Origin of the sequence: Agrobacterium bohemicum, from assembly GCF_002896715.1 — a bacterium.
GTDB classification, from domain to species: Bacteria; Pseudomonadota; Alphaproteobacteria; order Rhizobiales; family Rhizobiaceae; genus Agrobacterium; species Agrobacterium bohemicum.
Genome location: NZ_PGEL01000027.1, coordinates 398,757 through 418,677 on the forward strand (window position 1 = coordinate 398,757; position 19,921 = coordinate 418,677).

General features: G+C 56.7%; 17 protein-coding genes and 2 tRNA genes. 12 read left to right on the forward strand and 7 right to left on the reverse strand.

What is annotated here, in order from left to right; all coding sequences use genetic code 11:
- Positions 1-256 precede the first annotated feature (256 nt).
- The 4 genes from purC to CUC55_RS17360 all read left to right on the forward strand — a co-directional run bounded on the left by purC (position 257) and on the right by CUC55_RS17360 (position 2,445).
- Complete coding sequence (gene purC, locus CUC55_RS17345; RefSeq protein WP_067643505.1) at positions 257-1,021, forward strand: phosphoribosylaminoimidazolesuccinocarboxamide synthase; 765 nt, start codon at positions 257-259, stop codon at positions 1,019-1,021.
- A 17-nt stretch (positions 1,022-1,038) separates the two neighbouring features.
- Entirely contained in the window at positions 1,039-1,281 is a 243-nt protein-coding gene (purS, locus tag CUC55_RS17350) for a phosphoribosylformylglycinamidine synthase subunit PurS (protein ID WP_103088639.1), read from the forward strand.
- A gap of 18 nt (positions 1,282-1,299) precedes the next feature.
- On the forward strand, positions 1,300-1,971 hold the full coding sequence (purQ, locus tag CUC55_RS17355; protein ID WP_067643510.1) for a phosphoribosylformylglycinamidine synthase subunit PurQ: 672 nt from the start codon (positions 1,300-1,302) through the stop codon (positions 1,969-1,971).
- A 60-nt stretch (positions 1,972-2,031) separates the two neighbouring features.
- Complete coding sequence (locus CUC55_RS17360; protein WP_103088640.1) at positions 2,032-2,445, forward strand: hypothetical protein; 414 nt, start codon at positions 2,032-2,034, stop codon at positions 2,443-2,445.
- 128 nt (positions 2,446-2,573) lie between these two features.
- On the opposite strand, the gene CUC55_RS17365 is transcribed toward CUC55_RS17360, so the two are convergent.
- On the reverse strand, positions 2,574-2,783 hold the full coding sequence (locus tag CUC55_RS17365; RefSeq protein WP_245303729.1) for a DUF1127 domain-containing protein: 210 nt from the start codon (positions 2,781-2,783) through the stop codon (positions 2,574-2,576).
- Between the two features lie 181 nt (positions 2,784-2,964).
- Here CUC55_RS17365 and CUC55_RS17370 point away from each other — a divergent pair, with 181 nt between their 5' ends.
- The 3 genes from CUC55_RS17370 to CUC55_RS17380 all read left to right on the forward strand — a co-directional run bounded on the left by CUC55_RS17370 (position 2,965) and on the right by CUC55_RS17380 (position 7,002).
- Entirely contained in the window at positions 2,965-4,383 is a 1,419-nt protein-coding gene (locus CUC55_RS17370) for an aminotransferase-like domain-containing protein (RefSeq protein WP_103088641.1), read from the forward strand.
- Positions 4,384-4,518: 135 nt separating this feature from the next.
- Positions 4,519-6,753, forward strand: a complete 2,235-nt coding sequence (purL, locus tag CUC55_RS17375; protein WP_103088642.1) for a phosphoribosylformylglycinamidine synthase subunit PurL — start codon at positions 4,519-4,521, stop codon at positions 6,751-6,753.
- A 15-nt stretch (positions 6,754-6,768) separates the two neighbouring features.
- A complete protein-coding gene (locus tag CUC55_RS17380; protein WP_062449602.1) occupies positions 6,769-7,002 on the forward strand; it encodes a BolA family protein in 234 nt (77 codons plus the stop codon).
- A gap of 50 nt (positions 7,003-7,052) precedes the next feature.
- On the opposite strand, the gene CUC55_RS17385 is transcribed toward CUC55_RS17380, so the two are convergent.
- Together CUC55_RS17385 and CUC55_RS17395 are read right to left on the reverse strand one after the other, a co-directional pair.
- Positions 7,053-8,201 carry a hypothetical protein gene (locus CUC55_RS17385; protein ID WP_103088643.1) on the reverse strand — a complete coding sequence of 383 codons (1,149 nt, stop codon included), beginning with the start codon at positions 8,199-8,201 and terminating at the stop codon, positions 7,053-7,055.
- Positions 8,202-8,651: 450 nt separating this feature from the next.
- Positions 8,652-8,736, reverse strand: a tRNA-Leu gene (locus tag CUC55_RS17395).
- A gap of 187 nt (positions 8,737-8,923) precedes the next feature.
- Here CUC55_RS17395 and lipB point away from each other — a divergent pair.
- Complete coding sequence (gene lipB / locus CUC55_RS17400) at positions 8,924-9,658, forward strand: lipoyl(octanoyl) transferase LipB (RefSeq protein ID WP_067643528.1); 735 nt, start codon at positions 8,924-8,926, stop codon at positions 9,656-9,658.
- Between the two features lie 106 nt (positions 9,659-9,764).
- Positions 9,765-10,829 carry an NAD(P)-dependent alcohol dehydrogenase gene (locus CUC55_RS17405; RefSeq protein WP_103088644.1) on the forward strand — a complete coding sequence of 355 codons (1,065 nt, stop codon included), beginning with the start codon at positions 9,765-9,767 and terminating at the stop codon, positions 10,827-10,829.
- Between the two features lie 134 nt (positions 10,830-10,963).
- Here the strand turns inward: CUC55_RS17405 and CUC55_RS17410 are convergent, their stop codons facing one another.
- The 3 genes from CUC55_RS17410 to CUC55_RS17425 form a co-directional block, all read right to left on the reverse strand.
- A complete protein-coding gene (locus tag CUC55_RS17410; RefSeq protein ID WP_067643531.1) occupies positions 10,964-11,176 on the reverse strand; it encodes a hypothetical protein in 213 nt (70 codons plus the stop codon).
- Positions 11,177-11,795: 619 nt separating this feature from the next.
- Positions 11,796-11,871 (reverse strand) — tRNA-Lys (locus tag CUC55_RS17420).
- A gap of 161 nt (positions 11,872-12,032) precedes the next feature.
- Positions 12,033-12,284, reverse strand: coding sequence for a GlsB/YeaQ/YmgE family stress response membrane protein (locus CUC55_RS17425; RefSeq protein ID WP_045230352.1), 252 nt, complete (start codon positions 12,282-12,284; stop codon positions 12,033-12,035).
- A gap of 157 nt (positions 12,285-12,441) precedes the next feature.
- Between CUC55_RS17425 and CUC55_RS17430 the strand changes: the two genes are divergently transcribed.
- The 3 genes from CUC55_RS17430 (at position 12,442) to trmFO (ending at position 19,411) form a co-directional block, all read left to right on the forward strand.
- On the forward strand, positions 12,442-15,015 hold the full coding sequence (locus CUC55_RS17430; protein ID WP_082760115.1) for a mechanosensitive ion channel family protein: 2,574 nt from the start codon (positions 12,442-12,444) through the stop codon (positions 15,013-15,015).
- A gap of 167 nt (positions 15,016-15,182) precedes the next feature.
- Positions 15,183-17,696, forward strand: coding sequence for a GcvT family protein (locus tag CUC55_RS17435; RefSeq protein ID WP_103088646.1), 2,514 nt, complete (start codon positions 15,183-15,185; stop codon positions 17,694-17,696).
- A 242-nt stretch (positions 17,697-17,938) separates the two neighbouring features.
- A complete protein-coding gene (gene trmFO / locus CUC55_RS17440) occupies positions 17,939-19,411 on the forward strand; it encodes a methylenetetrahydrofolate--tRNA-(uracil(54)-C(5))-methyltransferase (FADH(2)-oxidizing) TrmFO (RefSeq protein WP_103088647.1) in 1,473 nt (490 codons plus the stop codon).
- Here the strand turns inward: trmFO and CUC55_RS17445 are convergent.
- Positions 19,360-19,857: an FHA domain-containing protein gene (locus CUC55_RS17445; protein ID WP_245303734.1), complete on the reverse strand. Its 498-nt coding sequence runs from the start codon at positions 19,855-19,857 to the stop codon at positions 19,360-19,362. The genes trmFO and CUC55_RS17445 overlap by 52 nt on opposite strands.
- Positions 19,858-19,921: the final 64 nt, after the last annotated feature.

Below are 19,921 nucleotides of genomic sequence, written 5' to 3' on the forward strand. Positions count from 1 at the left end.
CTTTTGCCCNAAACATAATTTTAACCCGGATATCATGGCGTGGTGTTTTTCTGTACCATGTGTCTATCGTTGTAAAATAAACCTGTTGAAAAGGCCTAGCGCGTGCTTCACCACCTCGTAGAAGCAACATGCAAAGGCCAGAATTGAAGCGAACGTGGCCCTGCCTCATTGTGGAATTGCTTCNTTTCCTTTATGGGACCGCTTCAACTGACGAAACGAACGCCGCCCACCGGCGCCAACCAAGAGATTTGTTAATATGAACCGTCGCCGCCGTATTTACGAAGGCAAGGCCAAGATCCTTTACGAAGGTCCAGAGCCGGGAACTCTCATCCAGTTCTTCAAGGACGACGCAACTGCCTTCAATAAGAAGAAGCACGAAGTCATCGATGGTAAGGGTGTTTTGAACAACCGCATCTGCGAATATGTGTTCACGCATCTCAATAAAATCGGCATTCCGACGCACTTCATCCGCCGCCTCAACATGCGCGAGCAGTTGATCAAGGAAGTGGAGATGATTCCGCTTGAGATCGTCGTACGCAACGTCGCCGCTGGCTCGCTCTCAAAAAGGCTTGGCATCGATGAAGGCGTTGTTCTGCCACGCTCAATCATCGAGTTCTATTACAAATCGGATGCACTCGAAGATCCGATGGTCTCCGAAGAACACATCACCGCTTTTGGCTGGGCGAACCCGGCCGAGCTTGATGACATCATGGCGCTCGCCATCCGCGTCAACGACTTTCTTTCCGGTCTTTTCCTCGGTGTCGGCATCCAGCTCGTCGATTTCAAGATCGAATGCGGCCGCCTGTTCGAAGGCGACATGATGCGCATTGTTCTGGCAGATGAGATTTCCCCTGATAGCTGCCGTCTGTGGGACATCGAAACGCAGGAAAAGATGGACAAAGACCGTTTTCGCCGCGATATGGGTGGGCTTGTCGAAGCCTATTCGGAAGTTGCGCGTCGTCTCGGCATCATCAACGAAAATGAACCAATCCGCGGCACCGGCCCGGTTCTGGTCAAGTGACATCAGGAGAGCATCAGGTGATCAAGGCACGGGTGACTGTTACGCTGAAGAACGGCGTTCTCGATCCGCAGGGTAAGGCAATCGAAGGTGCGCTTGGCAGYCTCRGTTTCGATGGCGTCGGCCAGGTCCGTCAGGGCAAGGTCTTCGATCTGGAACTGGATGCAGCCGACCCGGCGAAAGCCGAAGCCGACCTTAAGGCGATGTGCGAAAAGCTCCTCGCCAACACGGTGATCGAAAACTACTCTATCGCTATTCTCTGACGCTCAGGAGTCGACACCATGAAATCCGCAGTCGTCCAGCTTCCGGGCCTCAATCGCGACCGTGACATGATCGCGGCTTTGACACGGATTTCCGGCAAGGCTCCTGTCACCATCTGGCAGACCGAAACAGAGATTCCCGATGTGGACCTGATCGTCATTCCCGGCGGCTTTTCCTATGGCGATTACCTCCGTTGCGGTGCCATTGCCGCACGGATGCCGGTCATGCAGGCCATCCGCGAAAAAGCTGAAAAAGGCGTCAAGGTTCTTGGTGTCTGCAATGGCTTCCAGATATTGGTCGAAGCTGGCATGTTGCCCGGTGCGCTGATGCGCAATGCATCGCTCAAATTCGTCTGCCGCGAAGTGAAGCTCGAAGTCGTCAATAACGACACAGAATTCACCCGCGCTTATGACAAGGGCCAGATCATCCGCTCTCCCGTTGCCCACCATGATGGCAACTATTTCGTAGAGCCGGAGCAACTGAGGTCAATCGAAGACAAGGGGCAGGTCGTGTTCCGTTATGCCGAAGGCACCAACCCGAATGGGTCTCTGAATGACATCGCCGGTATCATCAATGCCAAGGGCAATGTTCTCGGCATGATGCCGCATCCGGAAAACCTGATCGAAGCCGCTCACGGTGGCAATGATGGACGCGCGCTGTTTGCGTCCGCACTGGGCGTGATCGCCGCCTAATTATTAATAAAGCCGGTTTATACCGGCNTTTTTTACATCCCACGTTTATGGATTGAAGCGATGAACCGCCTGCCCCGTCGTACCGCATTCAACATTGCAAACCTCGGCCTCATCGCGCTGTCTCTGGCGGCCTGCCAGTCCGNAAAAAAGCCAGCAGCTTCCTCGGCCTCATCGCAGGCAGCGCTGCCCGTCATGGAGCGTGTGGCGCTGGGTGCCAATGCCTGCTGGTTCAAGTCTGGCGATCCGGCGTTCAAGGCTTACCGCCTTGCACCTGAGCTCAATTCATTCTCCGGTCGCCCACGTATTTTGCTGGTGCCGCGCAACAGCCCTGAATCGCGCCCAATGTTGGTGGTTCAGGCGGAAGGCAACCCGGCCAAGGTTGACGCCTTCGGACCTGCCATGAATGAACCGCATGCGGCCCGTATCACTACAGACGTGAAGCGTTGGGTAAATGGCGGCAAGGGCTGCTCGTAAAGACNAAACCCCGCCAGCACCGGTTGGGACTGGCGCATGGCGGGTCTACCGACAACGGTGTGACACCTTGGGAACACAGCGTCACATTGCGGCGGAAAATTACGTTTCGCGTTAGATATCNAAAGATATCAAAGCGGCCGCGTCGGCCAGGATGGGAATGACGCCTTTTGCGCCTCATCCCGAGCCTGTTGTCTGCTGATGCCGATGTCACATAATTGTTCATCGGTCAGCTCGCGAAGCGCAAGCCTGCCAGCACGTTTGCTCTTCCAAAGCGCAATTGCCTCGATCAATCGTCCAATGAAACCGCGCGCTACCTTCAGTGACTGAGGTGCAACCATGTCGCCGCTATCCCGAAAAACCCGCTCGCGCTGATATCCGTCGGGATACATTGTTTCTATTGTACTGATATATTGATCCATCTTAAGCATATTGCACCTATCACCGCAAAGCGTCCCTCATTGAACTCGTGTTTATAGATACAATTGACGTGACAATGAATACAATGTAGAAATTGTCACCATGACAAATTGGATACCAAACCTCGCCGATGGTACAAGCCCGCTTTACATCCGGCTCGCTGACCAGATCGAAGCTGCGATTTCGGACGGCGTCCTTGCCGCTGGCGCAAAACTACCGCCTCAGCGAAATCTCGCTTTCGATCTAGGGGTGACAATCGGTACAATCAGCCGCGCTTATTCGCTCATTCACGAGCGTGGTTTGGTTAGCGGTGAAGTTGGACGCGGAACCTATGTGAATGCCAGCCAGACACCCAGCCCGGCCGCCAAGCCAGAACGAGCAGCCGCATCCTTCGGCGGCACGCGGCCTACTTCCGATACACCAAACAAGTTTCGCCTAAACACGACGGCTGCGCCTGATATCGGTCAAAACCTATTGATCGACCGGCATATCTCCGAGATCGTCAAGGAATGCTCGCTGCAGATCACCGACTATGCGCGGGCATTTCCGCAGGAATGGGCGCAGGCCGGTGTACGCTGGCTGAGCCAGGGCGGCTGGTCGCCCACGGGGGACAGCATTGTCCCTACCCTCGGCGCTCATGCGGCCATCATGGGTGTCATTACGGCCATGACATCGCCAGGCGATCGGATCGTTTTTGAGCCCGTCACCTATTCTCAGATTGCTAGAGCCGCGATTTTGGCCGGACGCCGCGCGTCTTTGGTGGAAAGCGATGAGCAGGGTATCATCCCTGAAGACTTCGAGCGGGTCTGCGCGCAGCAGCATCCGAAGATGANTTTCCTCATGCCGACGGGTCAAAACCCCACCTGCGCGACGCTTCCCGAAGATCGCCGCCGTACCATTGCCGATATCGCCCGCCGGTACAATGTCTGGATCATAGAAGATAACCTCTACGGCGCGATGGTCATCGACCAGCCGCCGATGATCGCTGAATTCGCGCCTGACCTCACTTTTGTCGTCGGCGGCTTGTCGAAATCCGTTTCGGCTGGCGTGCGTGGCGGCTGGGTGGCCTGCCCATCGAACTTCGCCTCGCGCATCCGCATTTCCCACGCCATGATGACCGGCGGCCTGCCATTCCTGCTGGCTGAACTCTGCGCCCGTATGGTCAATAGCGGCGATGCGCATGACATACGCAGCAACGTCACCGAAGAGATCAATGCGCGTGAGCAGATTGCCCGCAGCGCCTTTGCGGATTTCGAATTCAATTCGATGCCTGATATTCCTTTCCTGTGGCTCAAATTACCGGAACCTTGGCTATCAGGTACGTTCCGCAGTGCGGCCATGAAGGAAGGCATCCTCATAGATGACGAGGATGAGTTCAAAGCCGGGCGATCGGNAAAAATCTATCACCGGGTACGCATCAGTTTTTCCGCCCCCNAAACCCGCGACGAGCTTACCGAAGCCTTCGGCATACTACGACAACTGCTGGACAATGGCTCTGCCGGCTATGAAGGCGTAGCCTGACACGCGAGACAAGCTATGAAAATTGGGTTAAAGGCCGATTTTGCGGGGTACTCAGGACATTTTCCTGTCGCACGATGCCGTCTCTTGCGATAAAGAACCGGAAACTCCCGTACCGGCTCGAACCCCGTGAGACCTATGACACTTCCAAATCATATCCAGATCACCCCGGAACTCATTGCATCCCATGGGCTGAAGCCCGATGAATACCAGCGTATCCTCGACCTCATCGGACGCGAGCCGAGCTTTACCGAGCTTGGCATTTTCTCCGCGATGTGGAACGAGCACTGCTCCTACAAATCGTCCAAGAAGTGGCTGAAGACCCTGCCGACGACGGGTCCGCGCGTCATTCAGGGCCCTGGCGAAAACGCAGGCGTTGTGGATATCGATGACGGCGACGTCGTCGTCTTCNAAATGGAAAGCCACAACCACCCATCCTACATCGAGCCGTACCAGGGCGCAGCAACCGGCGTCGGCGGCATCCTGCGCGATGTCTTCACCATGGGTGCGCGCCCAATCGCCGCCATGAACGCGCTGCGCTTCGGCTCGCCGGATCATCCGAAAACCCGCCACCTCGTAGCTGGCGTCGTTGCCGGCGTCGGTGGCTACGGTAATTCCTTCGGCGTTCCGACAGTCGGTGGCGAAGTCGAGTTTGACGCGCGCTACAACGGCAACATTCTCGTCAACGCTTTTGCAGCGGGTCTCGCTAAGTCAGACGCGATTTTCTTGTCGGAAGCCAAAGGCGTTGGCCTGCCGGTCGTTTATCTCGGCGCAAAGACAGGCCGTGACGGCGTCGGCGGTGCGACCATGGCGTCGGCCGAGTTCGACGAATCCATCGAAGAAAAGCGTCCTACCGTTCAGGTCGGCGANCCCTTCACCGAAAAGTGCCTGCTGGAAGCCTGCCTTGAACTGATGAAGACGGGCGCCGTCATCGCCATTCAGGACATGGGCGCCGCTGGCCTTACCTGCTCTGCCGTCGAAATGGGTGCCAAGGGCGACCTCGGCATCGAACTCAACCTTGATCAGGTTCCGGTTCGCGAAGAACGCATGACCGCATACGAAATGATGCTGTCGGAAAGCCAGGAGCGTATGCTCATGGTTCTCGAGCCTTCCAAGGAAGAGGTCGCCAAGGCGATCTTCGTCAAATGGGGTCTGGACTTCGCCATCGTCGGCAAGACGACCGACGACCTGCGCTTCCGCGTTCTGCACAATGGCGAAGAAGTCGCCAACCTGCCGATCAAGGAACTGGGCGACGAAGCCCCCGAATATGACCGCCCATGGACGTCTGCCAAGGTGCCAGCACCTTTGGCGAAAGATGATGTGCCGGAAGCCGATATCGCCGACGCGCTTCTGAAGCTCGTCGGTTCTGCCAACAACTCGTCGCGTCGCTGGGTTTATGAGCAGTATGATACGCTAATCCAGGGAAATTCCTTGCAACTACCGGGCGGTGACGCCGGTGTTGTCCGCGTCGAGGGGCATGACAAGAAGGCGCTGGCTTTCTCCTCTGACGTTACCCCGCGCTATGTTGAGGCAGACGCCTTCGAAGGCGGCAAACAGGCCGTTGCCGAATGCTGGCGCAACATCACCGCAACTGGCGCGCTGCCGCTGGCCGCCACCGATAACCTGAACTTCGGCAATCCGGAAAAGCCTGAAATCATGAGCCAGCTCGTCCATGCCATCAAGGGCATTGGCGAAGCCTGCCTCGCTCTGGAATTCCCGATCGTCTCCGGCAACGTCTCGCTTTACAACGAAACCAACGGTCAGGCGATCCTGCCCACGCCAACCATTGGTGGCGTCGGCCTGATGGCCGATTGGGGCAAGATGGCCCGCATTCGCTTCGCAGCCAGCGATGAGGTCATTCTTCTCGCGGGCGCTCCGGAGGGGCTGGGCTCACACATCGCGCAGTCTGTCTATATGCGCGATGTCCATGGCCGCACCGATGGCCCTGCGCCGCATGTGGATCTGGCCCACGAAAAGAAGACCGGCGATTTCGTCCGCGCCATCATCACCGGTGGCCTGACCAGCGCAGTCCACGATTGCTCGTCCGGTGGCCTGGCACTTGCTGTTGCCGAAATGGCGATGGCGTCCGATATCGGTGCCACCGTGGATGCCGTCGAAGGACACAATCCTGTCCTGACATTCTATGGCGAAGATCAGGCCCGTTATGTGTTGACGGTCAGCCAGGAGAACCTTGAAACCGTCACCGCGCAGGCGGCAGCAGAAGGCGTTTCGCTCGTTGCTATCGGCAGGACCGGCGGCTCCTCCGTAAAGCTGGGTACGGCTCGCGCCGTCGAGATTAATGAATTGCGCTCGGCCCATGAATCGTGGTTCCCTCAGTTCATGGATGGCGAGTTTCTCGCCGCTGCAGAATAATCGAGGAGACATACCATGCCAATGAAGCCCGGCGACATTGAGGACATGATTAAGGCCGGAATTCCCGGAGCAAAAGTAACCATTCGTGATCTCGCCGGTGACGGCGATCACTACGCGGCAGAAGTCGTGGCAGAAGCCTTCAAGGGCAAAAGCCGCGTGCAGCAGCACCAGATGGTCTATGACGCACTAAAGGGCAATATGGGCGGCGTTCTGCATGCCCTCGCCTTGCAGACGTCCGCGCCGGAATAACCAAACGTCCTCAAGATCAAAGGCCTGCGCGAAACCTCGCGCGGGCCTTTTTACATTTGTGGCGGCTTGTCGGAGCGCAAGTCCGCGAAGGAGGCGACGGGCAACGGCCCTGCTGTCAGCAACGTGAAATCGAAGCCCGATTTGCGGTCAGAACCCAACACATATTGACGGTGCATGCGCNAAAAATTGCTCTTGNTTTTCCGGTAGCGCTCATCCGATAGCGAATGCTTAAAACGGATCGGCACGATCTTCGGCTGTCCGGCATCACCGTGCCCTGAAAGCTTCGCCGTATGACACTTGTAGAGATGGATGGGGTCGGTCAGGCACTGGATATCGAACCAATTCAGATCGCCATGACGCGCCATGACACCAATGCTCTGGCGCAGCCGCGACGCGCTGGATAGCAGCGCACATTGAAGGGCAGCGCCCCCCAGCGTGACGAACGAGACCTTTCGACTATCGAAGGCATCCGCCTTCAACTCCAGCACCCGGCCAGCAACGGCAAGCGCCAGACTTGCGCCCATGCTGTGGGATACGAACAGAACCTCGTCTGACCTCTGCTCCAGCGCCGTCAGTACGCGATGCGCCTTGTCCTCGATCCAATCCCTCGCCAACGGTTCGTCACGCCCTACCGCGAGCGCAAAACGCCAGTCCGCAAATAGGTGCAGGGTGTGAAACCGCTCCGAAAACGGCATCACGCCTTTTGCGAAGAAGAGGTAGCCAAGCGGAATGGTGAGAAGACAGAAAAGCGTGGAAACACCGATCAGCAGCGGCAGCGCCGCAATCAATAGAGCGGCAGCGATCCCCAGTGAGATGAATAGAAACGGGAATAGNAAAAACAGCCCGAATCGCCAGGCATGGCGGAAATAGGCGAAGGCTCCGCCCTCTCGGATGATGCCTGCACCAGCCTTGAAACCGAGCGCGATCTGTTTCCAGAGGGAAGCCGCGCGTAGCTGTGAAATAAGCGCATTATGATCATGGATGAAGATAGTGGACTGATTTGTATGGCCATCGTGTAGGGCCTCCACCTCCATACGGCTACCCGCTGCCGTTTGAGTGACACCGCCCACCGTGTAAGCGATACCAAATGTCTTGCCCGATTGCGTAGCACTGCGCTCATAGCGACGCTGGTGCGCTGCCGCATCGAGCGGATCGAAACCGGGGAAATAAAAGACGAGTCGCGACGAAACTTTCGTCATGAGAAGCAATCCTAGAGCGGGCAACCCCGAAAGATCGCTTGATGTTGGGTGCCGCACCTATATTATNAATGATGACATTTTATAGGCATGTGAGGCACAGTTGTCGAAAATCGTTGACCAGTTGATCAGTGGCGTCGTGAAAGGCGCAATGTCAGAAATCCTCAAGAAAACAGGTGTGCGACAAACACGGCGAACCAAACGTCGTGCGAAAGCCTCCACGTCAGTTTCAGGCGGCATCTTAGGCAGCATCATCAAAGCCGCCCTAGGCGATAAGGCGACGACTACGCGGAAGCCCAGAACACGTGTTGCGAAGAAACAGGTTAGCAAACGCCGCACCGCAGCAGCTCGAAGCCGCCAGCGTTAACAGGTTGCCGACGCCGGAGAATTCACATCAACAAACGCATGGAACATACTGTTTAAAAAGAAAAAACCCGCCGAAGCGGGTTTCTTTGGTGCGGTCGAGAAGACTCGAACTTCCACGGGTTGCCCCACAGCGACCTCAACGCTGCGCGTCTACCAATTCCGCCACGACCGCATCGTGGTAGAGCCGACTTGCGCCGACGAAGGTGCATGTACCAAAAGCACTTTGGGTGCACAAGAGCGTCATGACAGANTTTTGAAATTAAAAATCTGGCGCGTCGTTCCTATATGAAAGAAGCCCGCAAATGCCGGGCTTGCAGCCTGGAAATCATTCTGCGAGAAGGCTGTGGAAAGGACTTTTCATGCTAACACGCACCGATATCCAGACAGAAATGCTGGCAATTCCCGGCTCACCGCCCGTTCGCTGGCGAATCTCCGATGCGCCTGTGCCTTACGAACAGGCAAGCCAGGAGATGGAACGCGAAGTCGCGGCGATTGCAGATGGCAAAGCCAACGAACTGGTCTGGCTGCTGGAACACCCTCCCCTTTACACTGCGGGCACCAGCGCCAATTCCGCGGACCTGATACAGCCAGACCGCTTTCCAGTATACGCCACCGGGCGCGGCGGTGAGTATACTTACCACGGCCCCGGCCAACGCGTCGTCTACGTCATGCTGGATCTCAAGCGCCGCAAACAGGATGTGCGCGCCTATGTGGCCGCCCTGGAAGACGTCATCATCCGCACACTCGACAAGATGAATGTACGCGGAGAGCGGCGTGAAGACCGTGTTGGTGTGTGGGTACGTCGTCCTGAAAAACCTTTATTGCCGGATGGCGCCGTCAGCGAAGACAAGATTGCGGCGCTCGGCATCCGTCTGCGCAAATGGGTAAGTTTTCATGGTCTGTCGATCAATGTCGATCCTGATCTCTCGCATTTCACCGGCATCGTTCCCTGCGGCATCACGAAATATGGCGTGACCAGTCTTGTCGATCTGGGATTGCCGGTTATGATTGAAGACGTCGATATTTTCTTGCGCCAGGCCTTCGAAGAGGTATTTGGCGCGACGGAAAATGAAGCGGTTCGACACATGGGCTGATGCCCGGCCGCAACCTTCTGTATCGACCGACGTTTCCAACACGCAGACCTGGATATCCATCTAGCTGTCTGCCCCCATCCGATAAACCTAAGACAGGTGACATTTCATGTTCACGACATCAGCCTATGCCTGCGATGATGGCTCCTCCCCGCTGAAACTTTCCACGATAAAGCGCCGTGATCCCGGCCCGCGCGACGTCGAGATCGAGATTGAATTCTGCGGCGTTTGCCATTCGGATATCCACACCGCCCGCGCAGAATGGGCAGGCTCGCTTTTCCCGTGCGTTCCCGGCCACGAAATCGTCGGCCGTGTTGGCCGTGTCGGTGCCGAAGTCACCAAGTTCAAAACAGGCGACCGCGTCGGCGTGGGCTGCATTGTGGATAGCTGCCGCGGCTGTGACAGCTGCGCAGAAGGCCTCGAGCAATATTGCGAAAACGGCATGACCGGCACTTACAACTCACCGGATAAGGCCATGGGCGGCGATGCCCATACGCTCGGCGGTTATTCATCGCATGTGGTCGTAGACGACCGCTATGTGCTGAACATCCCCGAAGGCCTGGACGCTGCTGCAGCAGCGCCACTGCTGTGCGCAGGCATTACCACCTATTCGCCACTGCGCCATTGGAATGCTGGTCCTGGCACCCGTGTAGGCGTGGTCGGCCTCGGTGGTCTCGGCCATATGGCTGTCAAGATCGCCAGCGCCATGGGTGCGACCGTTGTCATGATCACCACCTCCCCCGGCAAAGCAGATGACGCTAAGCGCCTTGGCGCGCATGAAGTCATCGTTTCGAAAGACGCCGAGCAGATGAAGAAGGCTGCCTCCAGCCTCGATCTCATCATCGACGCCGTAGCAGCAGACCATAACATCGACTCCTATCTGGCACTGTTGAAGCGCGATGGTGCGCTGGTGCAGGTCGGGGCGCCTGAAAAGCCGCTCTCCGTCCACGCCTTCAGCCTCATCCCGGGCCGCAAGACTTTTGCAGGTTCCATGATCGGCGGCATTGCCGAGACGCAGGAGATGCTGGATTTCTGTGCTGNAAATGGAATCACTGCCGATATCGAGATGATCAACATCGACCAGATCAACGAAGCCTATGAGCGCATGATCAAGAGCGACGTCCGCTACCGTTTCGTCATCGATATGAACAGCCTGCCCAAACAGGCGGCGTGAACGAATTGAGCTACCCCGAATAAAACAAACCCGCCGAGCGATCGGCGGGTTTTGTGTTTACTGCGTGTTTCACACACGTTTGGATCGACTGGGCGCTTCTGATGAAGCAATCAGGTTCCAGGTGCGGTTTGCCCTCAGGACAGCAGACGGTCTTCCGTGAAGTCGTTTTCAGATACCTGACCGCTGACAAGCGCGACAATGGCCAGAACAGCATGTTTTCGGTCCCAACCTGCACCTTCGGCTTTCTCCAGAAGACCATGAATCGATGGCTCCAAGGCGAATTGGCATTCAGCCTGATAATCCATGGTGTCGACCGAAAGCGACGGGGAATTGATCAAAGCGCGCATTAAAGCACTCCATTCTTTCGCATTGTCCCGCTTCCAACGGCAAAACATGCGTACATTTACACATTCGAAAAGCCAGCCGCGATAAAGCGACAGGCGTTGGATCGAATCCCCCAGCGGCTGCAAAGTCGGCTATATGAATGCTAGTGTCAAGTTCAAGAGGCGCGATGAAACCGTGGNAAAGCCTTGTATGAGCATGAATCTCATCAAAATCCAAAACCTGGCCGGGAAACAACGGAGGGAGCACTACTTCCAGCAGTCCTGTCGCGGTTTCCGTCGCCAGATCAGCATTGCCATGACGAAGAGCGNAAACAGGATGAACCAGGCCAGCGGGAACGCCATGAAAACAGCTGCGTACCCGCAAGCCTCCTCAAGACATGAACGCGACTGACTGGCTTCCGCAACGACAGTGACGGTAAAAGCGGCGACAAGACCACTGACTGCAACTCCCGCGACCAGGATCAATATGTTGGTGACAGCTCTCATGTCACGCACTAAGCAGGAGAATAAGACCGCTTTGCGGAATCCAACGAAATTTTCGACTATAAGAAGATATTTGGGGAGAAGGCGCAACCGCAAAAAGCGGTAAAATTCAACAATGTCAATCTCTTGAAAGAAGATTTGGTGGGTGATGTAGGGCTCGAACCTANGACCCGCTGATTAAGAGTCAGCTGCTCTACCAACTGAGCTAATCACCCGCCGCCGCCGTGTCTGACGGTGTGATTGGCCGTATAAAGAGGATCATTCTGATTGTCCAGCGTGGAAATGAAATTTCTTCAANTTTCATGTTCGNAAAATCAAATCCGCGCTGGAAGAGACTGGAAACGCAGCCNTTTCAATCAGATTGTCNTTTTTGTCCTCAGCGCCGGAACGCTCTTGCGATGGCGATGAGAATGCAAGCACCGACGAAGCCTGCAATGAGATATCCGATCCAGCCCGTCAGGACCACGCCGAATACCGCGAGGATTGCGTTGGCGACAATGGCGCCCACGATCCCCAGAATGATGTTCATGAAAACACCCATATTGCTCTTCATGAACTGTTCAGCGAGCCAACCGGCGATGCCACCGATGATGATTGCGGCTATCCAGCCAATACCAGCAGATTCCATAATTTCCTCCTCGGTTACTGCATCATCATACTTGGCGATTCTGATAGTTTCTTCAAGGTGTCCTGCTGATGCCATTTTCCGGGGCGAAACGCTTGAAACCTTTTGGTCGCCAACTACTTTGGCGCAGTGATTCGGAAAGAGTAGAAGGGCGTTCACGATGACATTCTCCAAACGGCAGGGATGGCTGCTGCCTGTCCTGTTCGCTTTCATGGCTTTGTGGATCATTCCCGCGCAAACGGTTTTGGCGCAAACGCCAGATGCGGTCAGCGAGGATTCGGTTTTGCCGGTCGCGCAGAAGGCAGAAGCCCGACTTGTCAAAGACAAGGCGACTCTCGCCGATATCACCCAGCAGATCGACAACAAGGGCAATGACGACGCCAAGCTTGTCGATCTCAAAGGCAAAGCCGATGATCTCGCGGGCAACGCTGCCGCCACCGTTGCCCACCTTCGAACACGACTGGATGAAATCAGCACACGGGTCACGTCGCTTGGAGAGCCCCCCAAGGATGGCGCCCCTCCCGAGGCCAGCGTCGTCACTGACGAACGCAACAAGCTGAATGCGGAAAAAGCGCAGATTAACGCCGTCCTTGGTGACGCCGAGAACGTTTCGGCAAGCGCATCTCGTCTTTCCAACACCATCACCAATCTTCGTCGCAGTCTTTTTGCCGCCACCCTGTTCAAGCGCACGGAAATCTCGCTGCCGGTTCTGGCGGAAGCGGGAACAGAATTTGTCGGCGAGATTTCGTCGCTCAGCAATTCCCTGACAGGCTGGGCAATCTTCGTGTGGAATTACAAACGCCTATCGATGTTCGGGGCTGTGACACTATCCATCGTGGCGGCACTCCTGTTCATGGTGGGTGGTTACCGCTTTTTGGGACATCGAATGGAGCGGCGGGCGTTTTCGGGCGAGCCGTCCTATCTGCGGCGCTTGTCGGTAGCATTCTGGTCGACCACCGTGCAATCGATGTCCGTCTTCCTGTTCATGTCCGCATCTGCATTTCTTCTCGATAATTTCGGGGTTTTGCGACCGGATATCGCGCCGATCGTTTTCGTGGCGATGTCTGTCATCGCTTTCATCTACTTCGTGTCGCGCCTGACTTATGCGATCTTTTCGCCGACACAGTCTGAATGGCGCCTGCTCAAGGTTTCGACGCGCGGTGCGCATATCATCTCGTCCGCGATGCTCGTGATGGCGCTGGTCAACGGCCTCGACTACCTGTTCAGCACCATCAGTGAAACGCTGAATTCCCCGCTTATCCTCACCGTCGCCAAAAGCTTCGTCGCCTCCATCATCATCGGCATTATTCTGTTTGCCCTGTCTTTCCTCAAGCCGCTGGCCAGCACGGATATCGACGGAGATGGTCGTGACCAACGCATGCCGCGCTGGCTTTCTGCGCTTCTGCGTTTCGGCGGCTTGCTGCTGATTGGTGCTTGTTTGACCGGCTATGTGGGTCTGGCGCGTTTTCTGGCAACGCAGATCGTTTCGACAGGCGCCGTCCTGGCGACCGTCTATATCGGCATCCTCTCTGGCCGTGCCATCTCCAAGCAGGGCATCTTTGCAGAGACGCTCGTCGGACGTTACCTTGGCAGACGATTCGGGCTCGGGCCTGTGCCGCTCGATCAAGCCGGTCTTGCCGCGGGGCTTGGCATTTACTGCGCAGCCCTTGCGTTCGGCGTGCCGCTGGTTCTCTTTTCCTGGGGCTTTCAGCCGGGTGACATCGAAAGCTGGGCCTACCGCCTACTGACGGGTTTCTCCATCGGCAAGACGTCCATCTCGCTGATCAGCATCATCACGGGTATTCTCGTTTTCGTGGTCGGCTATGCGGTGACGCGCTGGTTCCAGAAATGGCTGGACAGAAACGTTATGGCACGGGGCCAGGTGGATGCGGGGGTACGTAACTCCGTTGGTACCGGTATCGGTTATCTCGGCGTCGTGGTTGCCGCCATATTTGGTATTTCGTCGGCGGGTCTCGATCTCTCAAGCCTAGCACTCGTTGCTTCCGCCTTGTCCGTCGGTATCGGTTTCGGTTTGCAGAATATCGTATCGAACTTCGTCTCTGGCCTCATCCTTCTGGTAGAGCGTCCGTTCAAGGTAGGCGACTGGGTGGTGACGGGTACGGTCGAAGGCACCGTCAAGCGCCTTTCAGTACGCGCAACCGAAATCGAGACATTCCGCGGCCAATCGATCATCGTGCCGAACTCGGAATTCATCAACTCCTCCGTCGGCAACTGGACACATCGAAATCGCATCCAGCGGGCGGAAATTCCCGTTTCCGTTTCCTATGACACGGATCCGCAGAGGGTTATGGATATTCTGCTGGAACTGGTGAAGAAGCAGACTCCGGTTCTTCGCAACCCGGAGCCCCATGTAGAGTTCCTGCGCTTCGGAGAATTTGCACTGGACTTCGAACTGCGATTCCATCTGGCCGATCTGAGTCATGGCCTCACCGTCAAGAACAATCTGCGCATGGAAATATTGAAGCGATTCCACCAAGAGGGAATCAGCATTCCCATGAAACAGCGCAATCTGAACATTCATGTCGATGGTGACAGTAATCCTCAGGCGCTGGCAGCTCTCATGGCTGACGAAGGCGACAAGAACCTCGTGTCCCAAACCGCCACCGCCGCCACGCCGAAGCCGGATATGCCCAAGCCAGATGATGTGGATAAACCCGCCAAGGATGCTGAAGTCGAGACAGCAAGAGCCTCCGTGCGCAACCGTAAAGCCTGACGCTCACAACACTTGNAAATCGTCAAAAGGCTCGCCGTCGCGGCGAGCCTTTTGCGTGTCGTAATCAGGCGTTTGGGCGACGGTGCGACATTGCATAGTCTGCGCCATATTGGTTGGAAAAAGTCTGCACAAATGCGGGCAAATATGCCTCAAGGGGAACTTGCATCATGAAGACACATGCGCGGGCGGTGGTGATCGGTGGCGGCGTCGTCGGTGTTTCGACGCTCTATCATCTGGCCAGAAAAGGCTGGAGCGATGCCGTTCTGATTGAGCGTAAGGAACTTACATCAGGCTCCACCTGGCACGCCGCGGGCCTGCTGCCGCTGTTCAACATGAGCTATTCGGTGGGTCAGATCCACAAATACTCGGTGAAATTCTATGAGGAACTTCAAGAAGAAACCGGCATGAATGTCGGCTTCTCCAAAGTCTCCAACATTCGTCTCGCCCGCACCAAAGACCGCTGGGACGAGTATATGTATTACGCCGGTATTGCCGAAACTATCGGCGTCAATTACAAGCTCTTGACACCGGAAGAGGTCAAAGAAATCTGGCCGCTATGCGAGACCGATGGCTTGCTCGGCGCAATCCAGCATCCTGACGACGGCTATATCCAACCCGCAGATCTCACTCAGGCGCTTGCCAAGGGCGCGCGCGACCGTGGGGCCACCATTTACCGCAACACCTCAGTCACCGCGCTGGAGCAGCTTGAGGACGGTCACTGGAAGGTGACGACGGATAAGGGTGAGATCATTGCAGAGCACGTCATTTCCTGTACCGGCAACTTCGCCCGCAAAACCGGCGAAATGGTGGGCATCAACATTCCCGTCATTCCGGTCGAGCATCAGTACATCGTCACCGAACCACATCCAGCCATTCTGGAACGTCGCAAACAAGGCCTGCCGGAAATGGGTGTCCTGCGTGAATCCGATAGCGCATGGTACATGCGCGAAGAGGCAGGCGGCCTCATTCTGGGCCCCTACGAAGTCGGCGCTCCCGTCTGTTATGTCGATGGTCCCTCGGACCAGAGCGAATACGAGCTATTCCAGGAAGAACTCGACCGTCTCATGCCGCATATCGAAGCGGCCATTGCCCGCGTTCCGGCCTTCGGCGAAGTTGGGATCAAGAAAGTCTATAACGGCGCCATTGCTTACACGCCTGACGGCAACCCTATTGTCGGCCCTGCCCCGGGTCTGAAGAATTTTTGGCTGAATGAAGGTCACTCCTTTGGCATTACCGCTGCTGGCGGCGCAGGCTGGCAACTTGCGGAATGGATCGTCGATGGCGAACCGACGCTCGACCTCATGGGCGTCGATCCCCGCCGCTTTGGCCCTTATGCGACCGAAGGCTACCTCATCGCCAAAAACGAAGAGGCCTACGCCAACGTCTTCACCATGCACTATCCGGATGAAGAGCGCTCCGCAGCCCGCCCCTTGAAGACGACCCCAATCTATGACCGACTGNAAAAACTCGGCGGTGTGTTCGGCAGCGTCTATGGTTGGGAGCGCGCCAACTGGTTCGTGCCGGATGGTTACGCTCTGAAGCCGGAGGAGCTTGGCGTTGGTGCCGACGTTCTCACCAACCACAACCACGCGCCCGCGTTGGATGATGGCCGCATCGTTGNAAAATGGTCATTCCGCCGTTCGAACTATTTCGAGCACGTCGGCAATGAGGTGAAACACGTCCACGAAAGTGTCGGCTTACTGGATATGTCCGCCTTCGCAAAAACGGAAGTTTCCGGCCCCGGCGCACGCGCATGGCTCGACAGCATTTTGGCAAATGCCATTCCCAAGAAGCGTGGGCGCATTGCCCTCACCCACCTCCTGACCAAGGATGGTGGCGTGAAGGCTGAATTCACGGTCTATGAGTGGGCACCGGGCCGCTTCTGTCTCGTGTCGGCCGGTGGTCTTGAAACGCATGACCAGGACGTCCTGCGCCGCTTGACACCAACTGATGGCTCGGTTGTCTTGCAGCCGATCACCCAGAAATACGGCGTTCTGGCGCTGGCCGGTCCGAAGTCGCGCGAGGTTTTGAAAAAGCTCACCCGCACGAGCCTCGACAACAAGGATTTCCCGTGGCTGACCGCCAAGGAGATCTCGGTCGGCGTGGCAACGGCCCACGCGTTGCGCGTCAACTTCGTTGGTGAACTTGGCTGGGAACTGCATCACCCTATCGAAATGCAGACCTATATCTTCGACCGCCTGATGGAAGCAGGGGCAGAATTCGGCATCAAACCTTTCGGTATCCGCGCCATGGTCTCCATGTCGCTGGNAAAATCCTACCGCAACATGGGCCGCGAACTGTCGGTGGAATATAACGCCTACACCTCCGGCCTCGACCGCTTTATCAAGCCGGAAAAGCAGTTCATCGGTCGTGACGCGGTGGTCGCTGGCAAGGAAAATGGTCTTAAGTGGATTTTCTCGACGCTTGTGGTGACGGGAAATACCACGGTGGACGCGCGTGGCTCGGAAGCCATCTATGATGCCACAGGCGAGGTCGTCGGCCGTGCCACATCTGGCGGCTTCGGATGGCGCATAGGCAAGTCGCTGGCGCTTGCCATGCTCTCACCGGATCATTCGGCGGTTGGCACAAAGCTCAAGATCAAAATCCTCGGCGATCTCTACGATGCCGAAGTCGTCGTCGAAAGCCCGTTCGACCCGGATAATGCGGTGCTAAGGGCTTAAATTTCGCTCTTCTCATCTCACTGGCGGCGTCAAAACTCTGACGCCGCCTCGTCCACTCTATCCTCGGACATTGCCCGAAGATGACCTCGGATATCTAACGCGACCACCGAAAAAGTTTGGCCTCCGGTCTGTCCCGTGGTACTTCATCCGCAAAATCGCCTCCTGAAAATGGCAGGCTCTCAAATCAGACAAACATGTCCGCCCGAATGCACTTCAGTGCTGTGGGGCGGTGCGGGTGCGTGATGCAAGACAAGACTTATTCTCCTATCCACGTCATTGGCGGTGGCCTTGCCGGCTCTGAAGCCGCATGGCAGATCGCTCAGGCCGGTATTCCCGTGATCCTGCACGAGATGCGCGGTGTGCGTGGCACGGATGCGCATCAGGGTGAATCCCTCGCCGAGCTCGTCTGCTCCAACTCTTTCCGCTCGGACGATGCGACCGCCAATGCAGTTGGCGTCATTCATGCGGAAATGCGGCTTGCCGGGTCGCTGATCATGGCATGCGCTGACAGACACAAGGTGCCAGCCGGTAGCGCGCTTGCCGTGGACCGCGATGGCTTTGCAGAAGCGGTGACGGCCGAACTCGAGGCGCATCCGCTGGTGACAATTGTTCGCGAGGAAATTTCCGGCCTGCCTCCGCAGGACTGGGACAACACCATCATCGCCACCGGCCCGCTGACATCCCCTGCTCTTGCCGCGTCCATTCAGGCCGAGACGGGGGAAGACGCGCTGGCTTTCTTCGATGCCATCGCGCCGATTCTGCACCGTGACAGCATCAATATGGATATCTGCTGGTACCAGTCGCGCTACGACAAGGTCGGTCCCGGAGGCAATGGCAAGGACTATATCAATTGCCCGATGGATGAAGCGCAGTATCATGCCTTCATCGATGCTCTCATCGCTGGCGATACGGTCGGCTTCAAGGAATGGGAGGGCACGCCCTATTTCGACGGTTGCCTGCCGATCGAAATCATGGCGGAACGTGGTCGTGAAACGTTGCGCCACGGCCCGATGAAGCCCATGGGCCTCACCAACGCCCATAACCCCACCGTCAAGGCCTATGCCGTCGTTCAGCTTCGCCAGGACAATGCGCTGGGTACGCTCTACAATATGGTCGGTTTCCAGACCAAGCTGAAATACGGCACGCAGGCCGACATTTTCCGCATGATTCCCGGTCTCGAAAATGCAGAGTTTGCGCGTCTGGGCGGCTTGCACCGCAATACCTATATTGATTCTCCGCGCCTGCTCGATCCGTCTTTGAGACTGAAATCACGCCCGTCGGTACGGTTCGCCGGTCAGATCACCGGCTGCGAAGGCTATGTGGAAAGTGCATCCATCGGCCTGCTGACCGGACGGTTTGCCAGTGCCGAGCGCAAAGGAGAGCCAGTCAGCCTGCCTCCTGCCACGACAGCGCTAGGCTCGCTGCTCAGCCACATCACCGGTGGTCACCTGTCTACGGACGAAGAACCTGGCAAACGCTCCTTCCAGCCAATGAACATCAATTTCGGATTGTTCCCTGAACTGGCACCCGGCTCCATCGTCCGGCCTGAAGGCCTCAAGCGCTTCCGGGGCAAGGACAAGACCATCATGAAGAGGCAACTGATGGCCCAGCGGGCATTAACCGATTGTGCGGCGTGGCTCGGTGTTCCGGCGCCGGTTTTCGCTCAGGTCGAGGCTGATGGCGATGGCGGTGAAGCAGCCTCGTCAGCGGCGTGATCGATCGGCGCACCGGGTTTCACCTCTGCGGCCTCAAGATAGCTCCCAAGCAGCCACAGCGAAACCTCCGCGGCTTCCCCGACCGTATTGAAACGGTACGCGCCGCTGTATTTCGGTGAATCTATAAAGGTGACGACAAATCCGTCACCGCTTTCCAGGGGCTCGACCTGAATACGCTCTGGATCAAGCATCATGCAGGCGTGATGCCTGCCCATATTGCGCATGAAGCCGGCCTTGTTGTCATGAAGGCGCACGAACACGGTCATGCCGTCGGATGTCATATGCAGACTGCGGATGGCTTCTGTCGGGAACGCACGCGAAAAATCGATGATCGCCTGACCGGTATCAGCGCGGTCGTCGTCGTCCGTGTTACGTCGCAAGCGCAACAGATAGTAGCCGAGCATGCCGACAGGAAAGAGGATGACGATCCAGATTGCGGGGTTCATAGACGTCGCTCCGTGCGGCTGCTCTCGATGGTGATAACATTCTCATGAGTGCCGAGTCTTAACC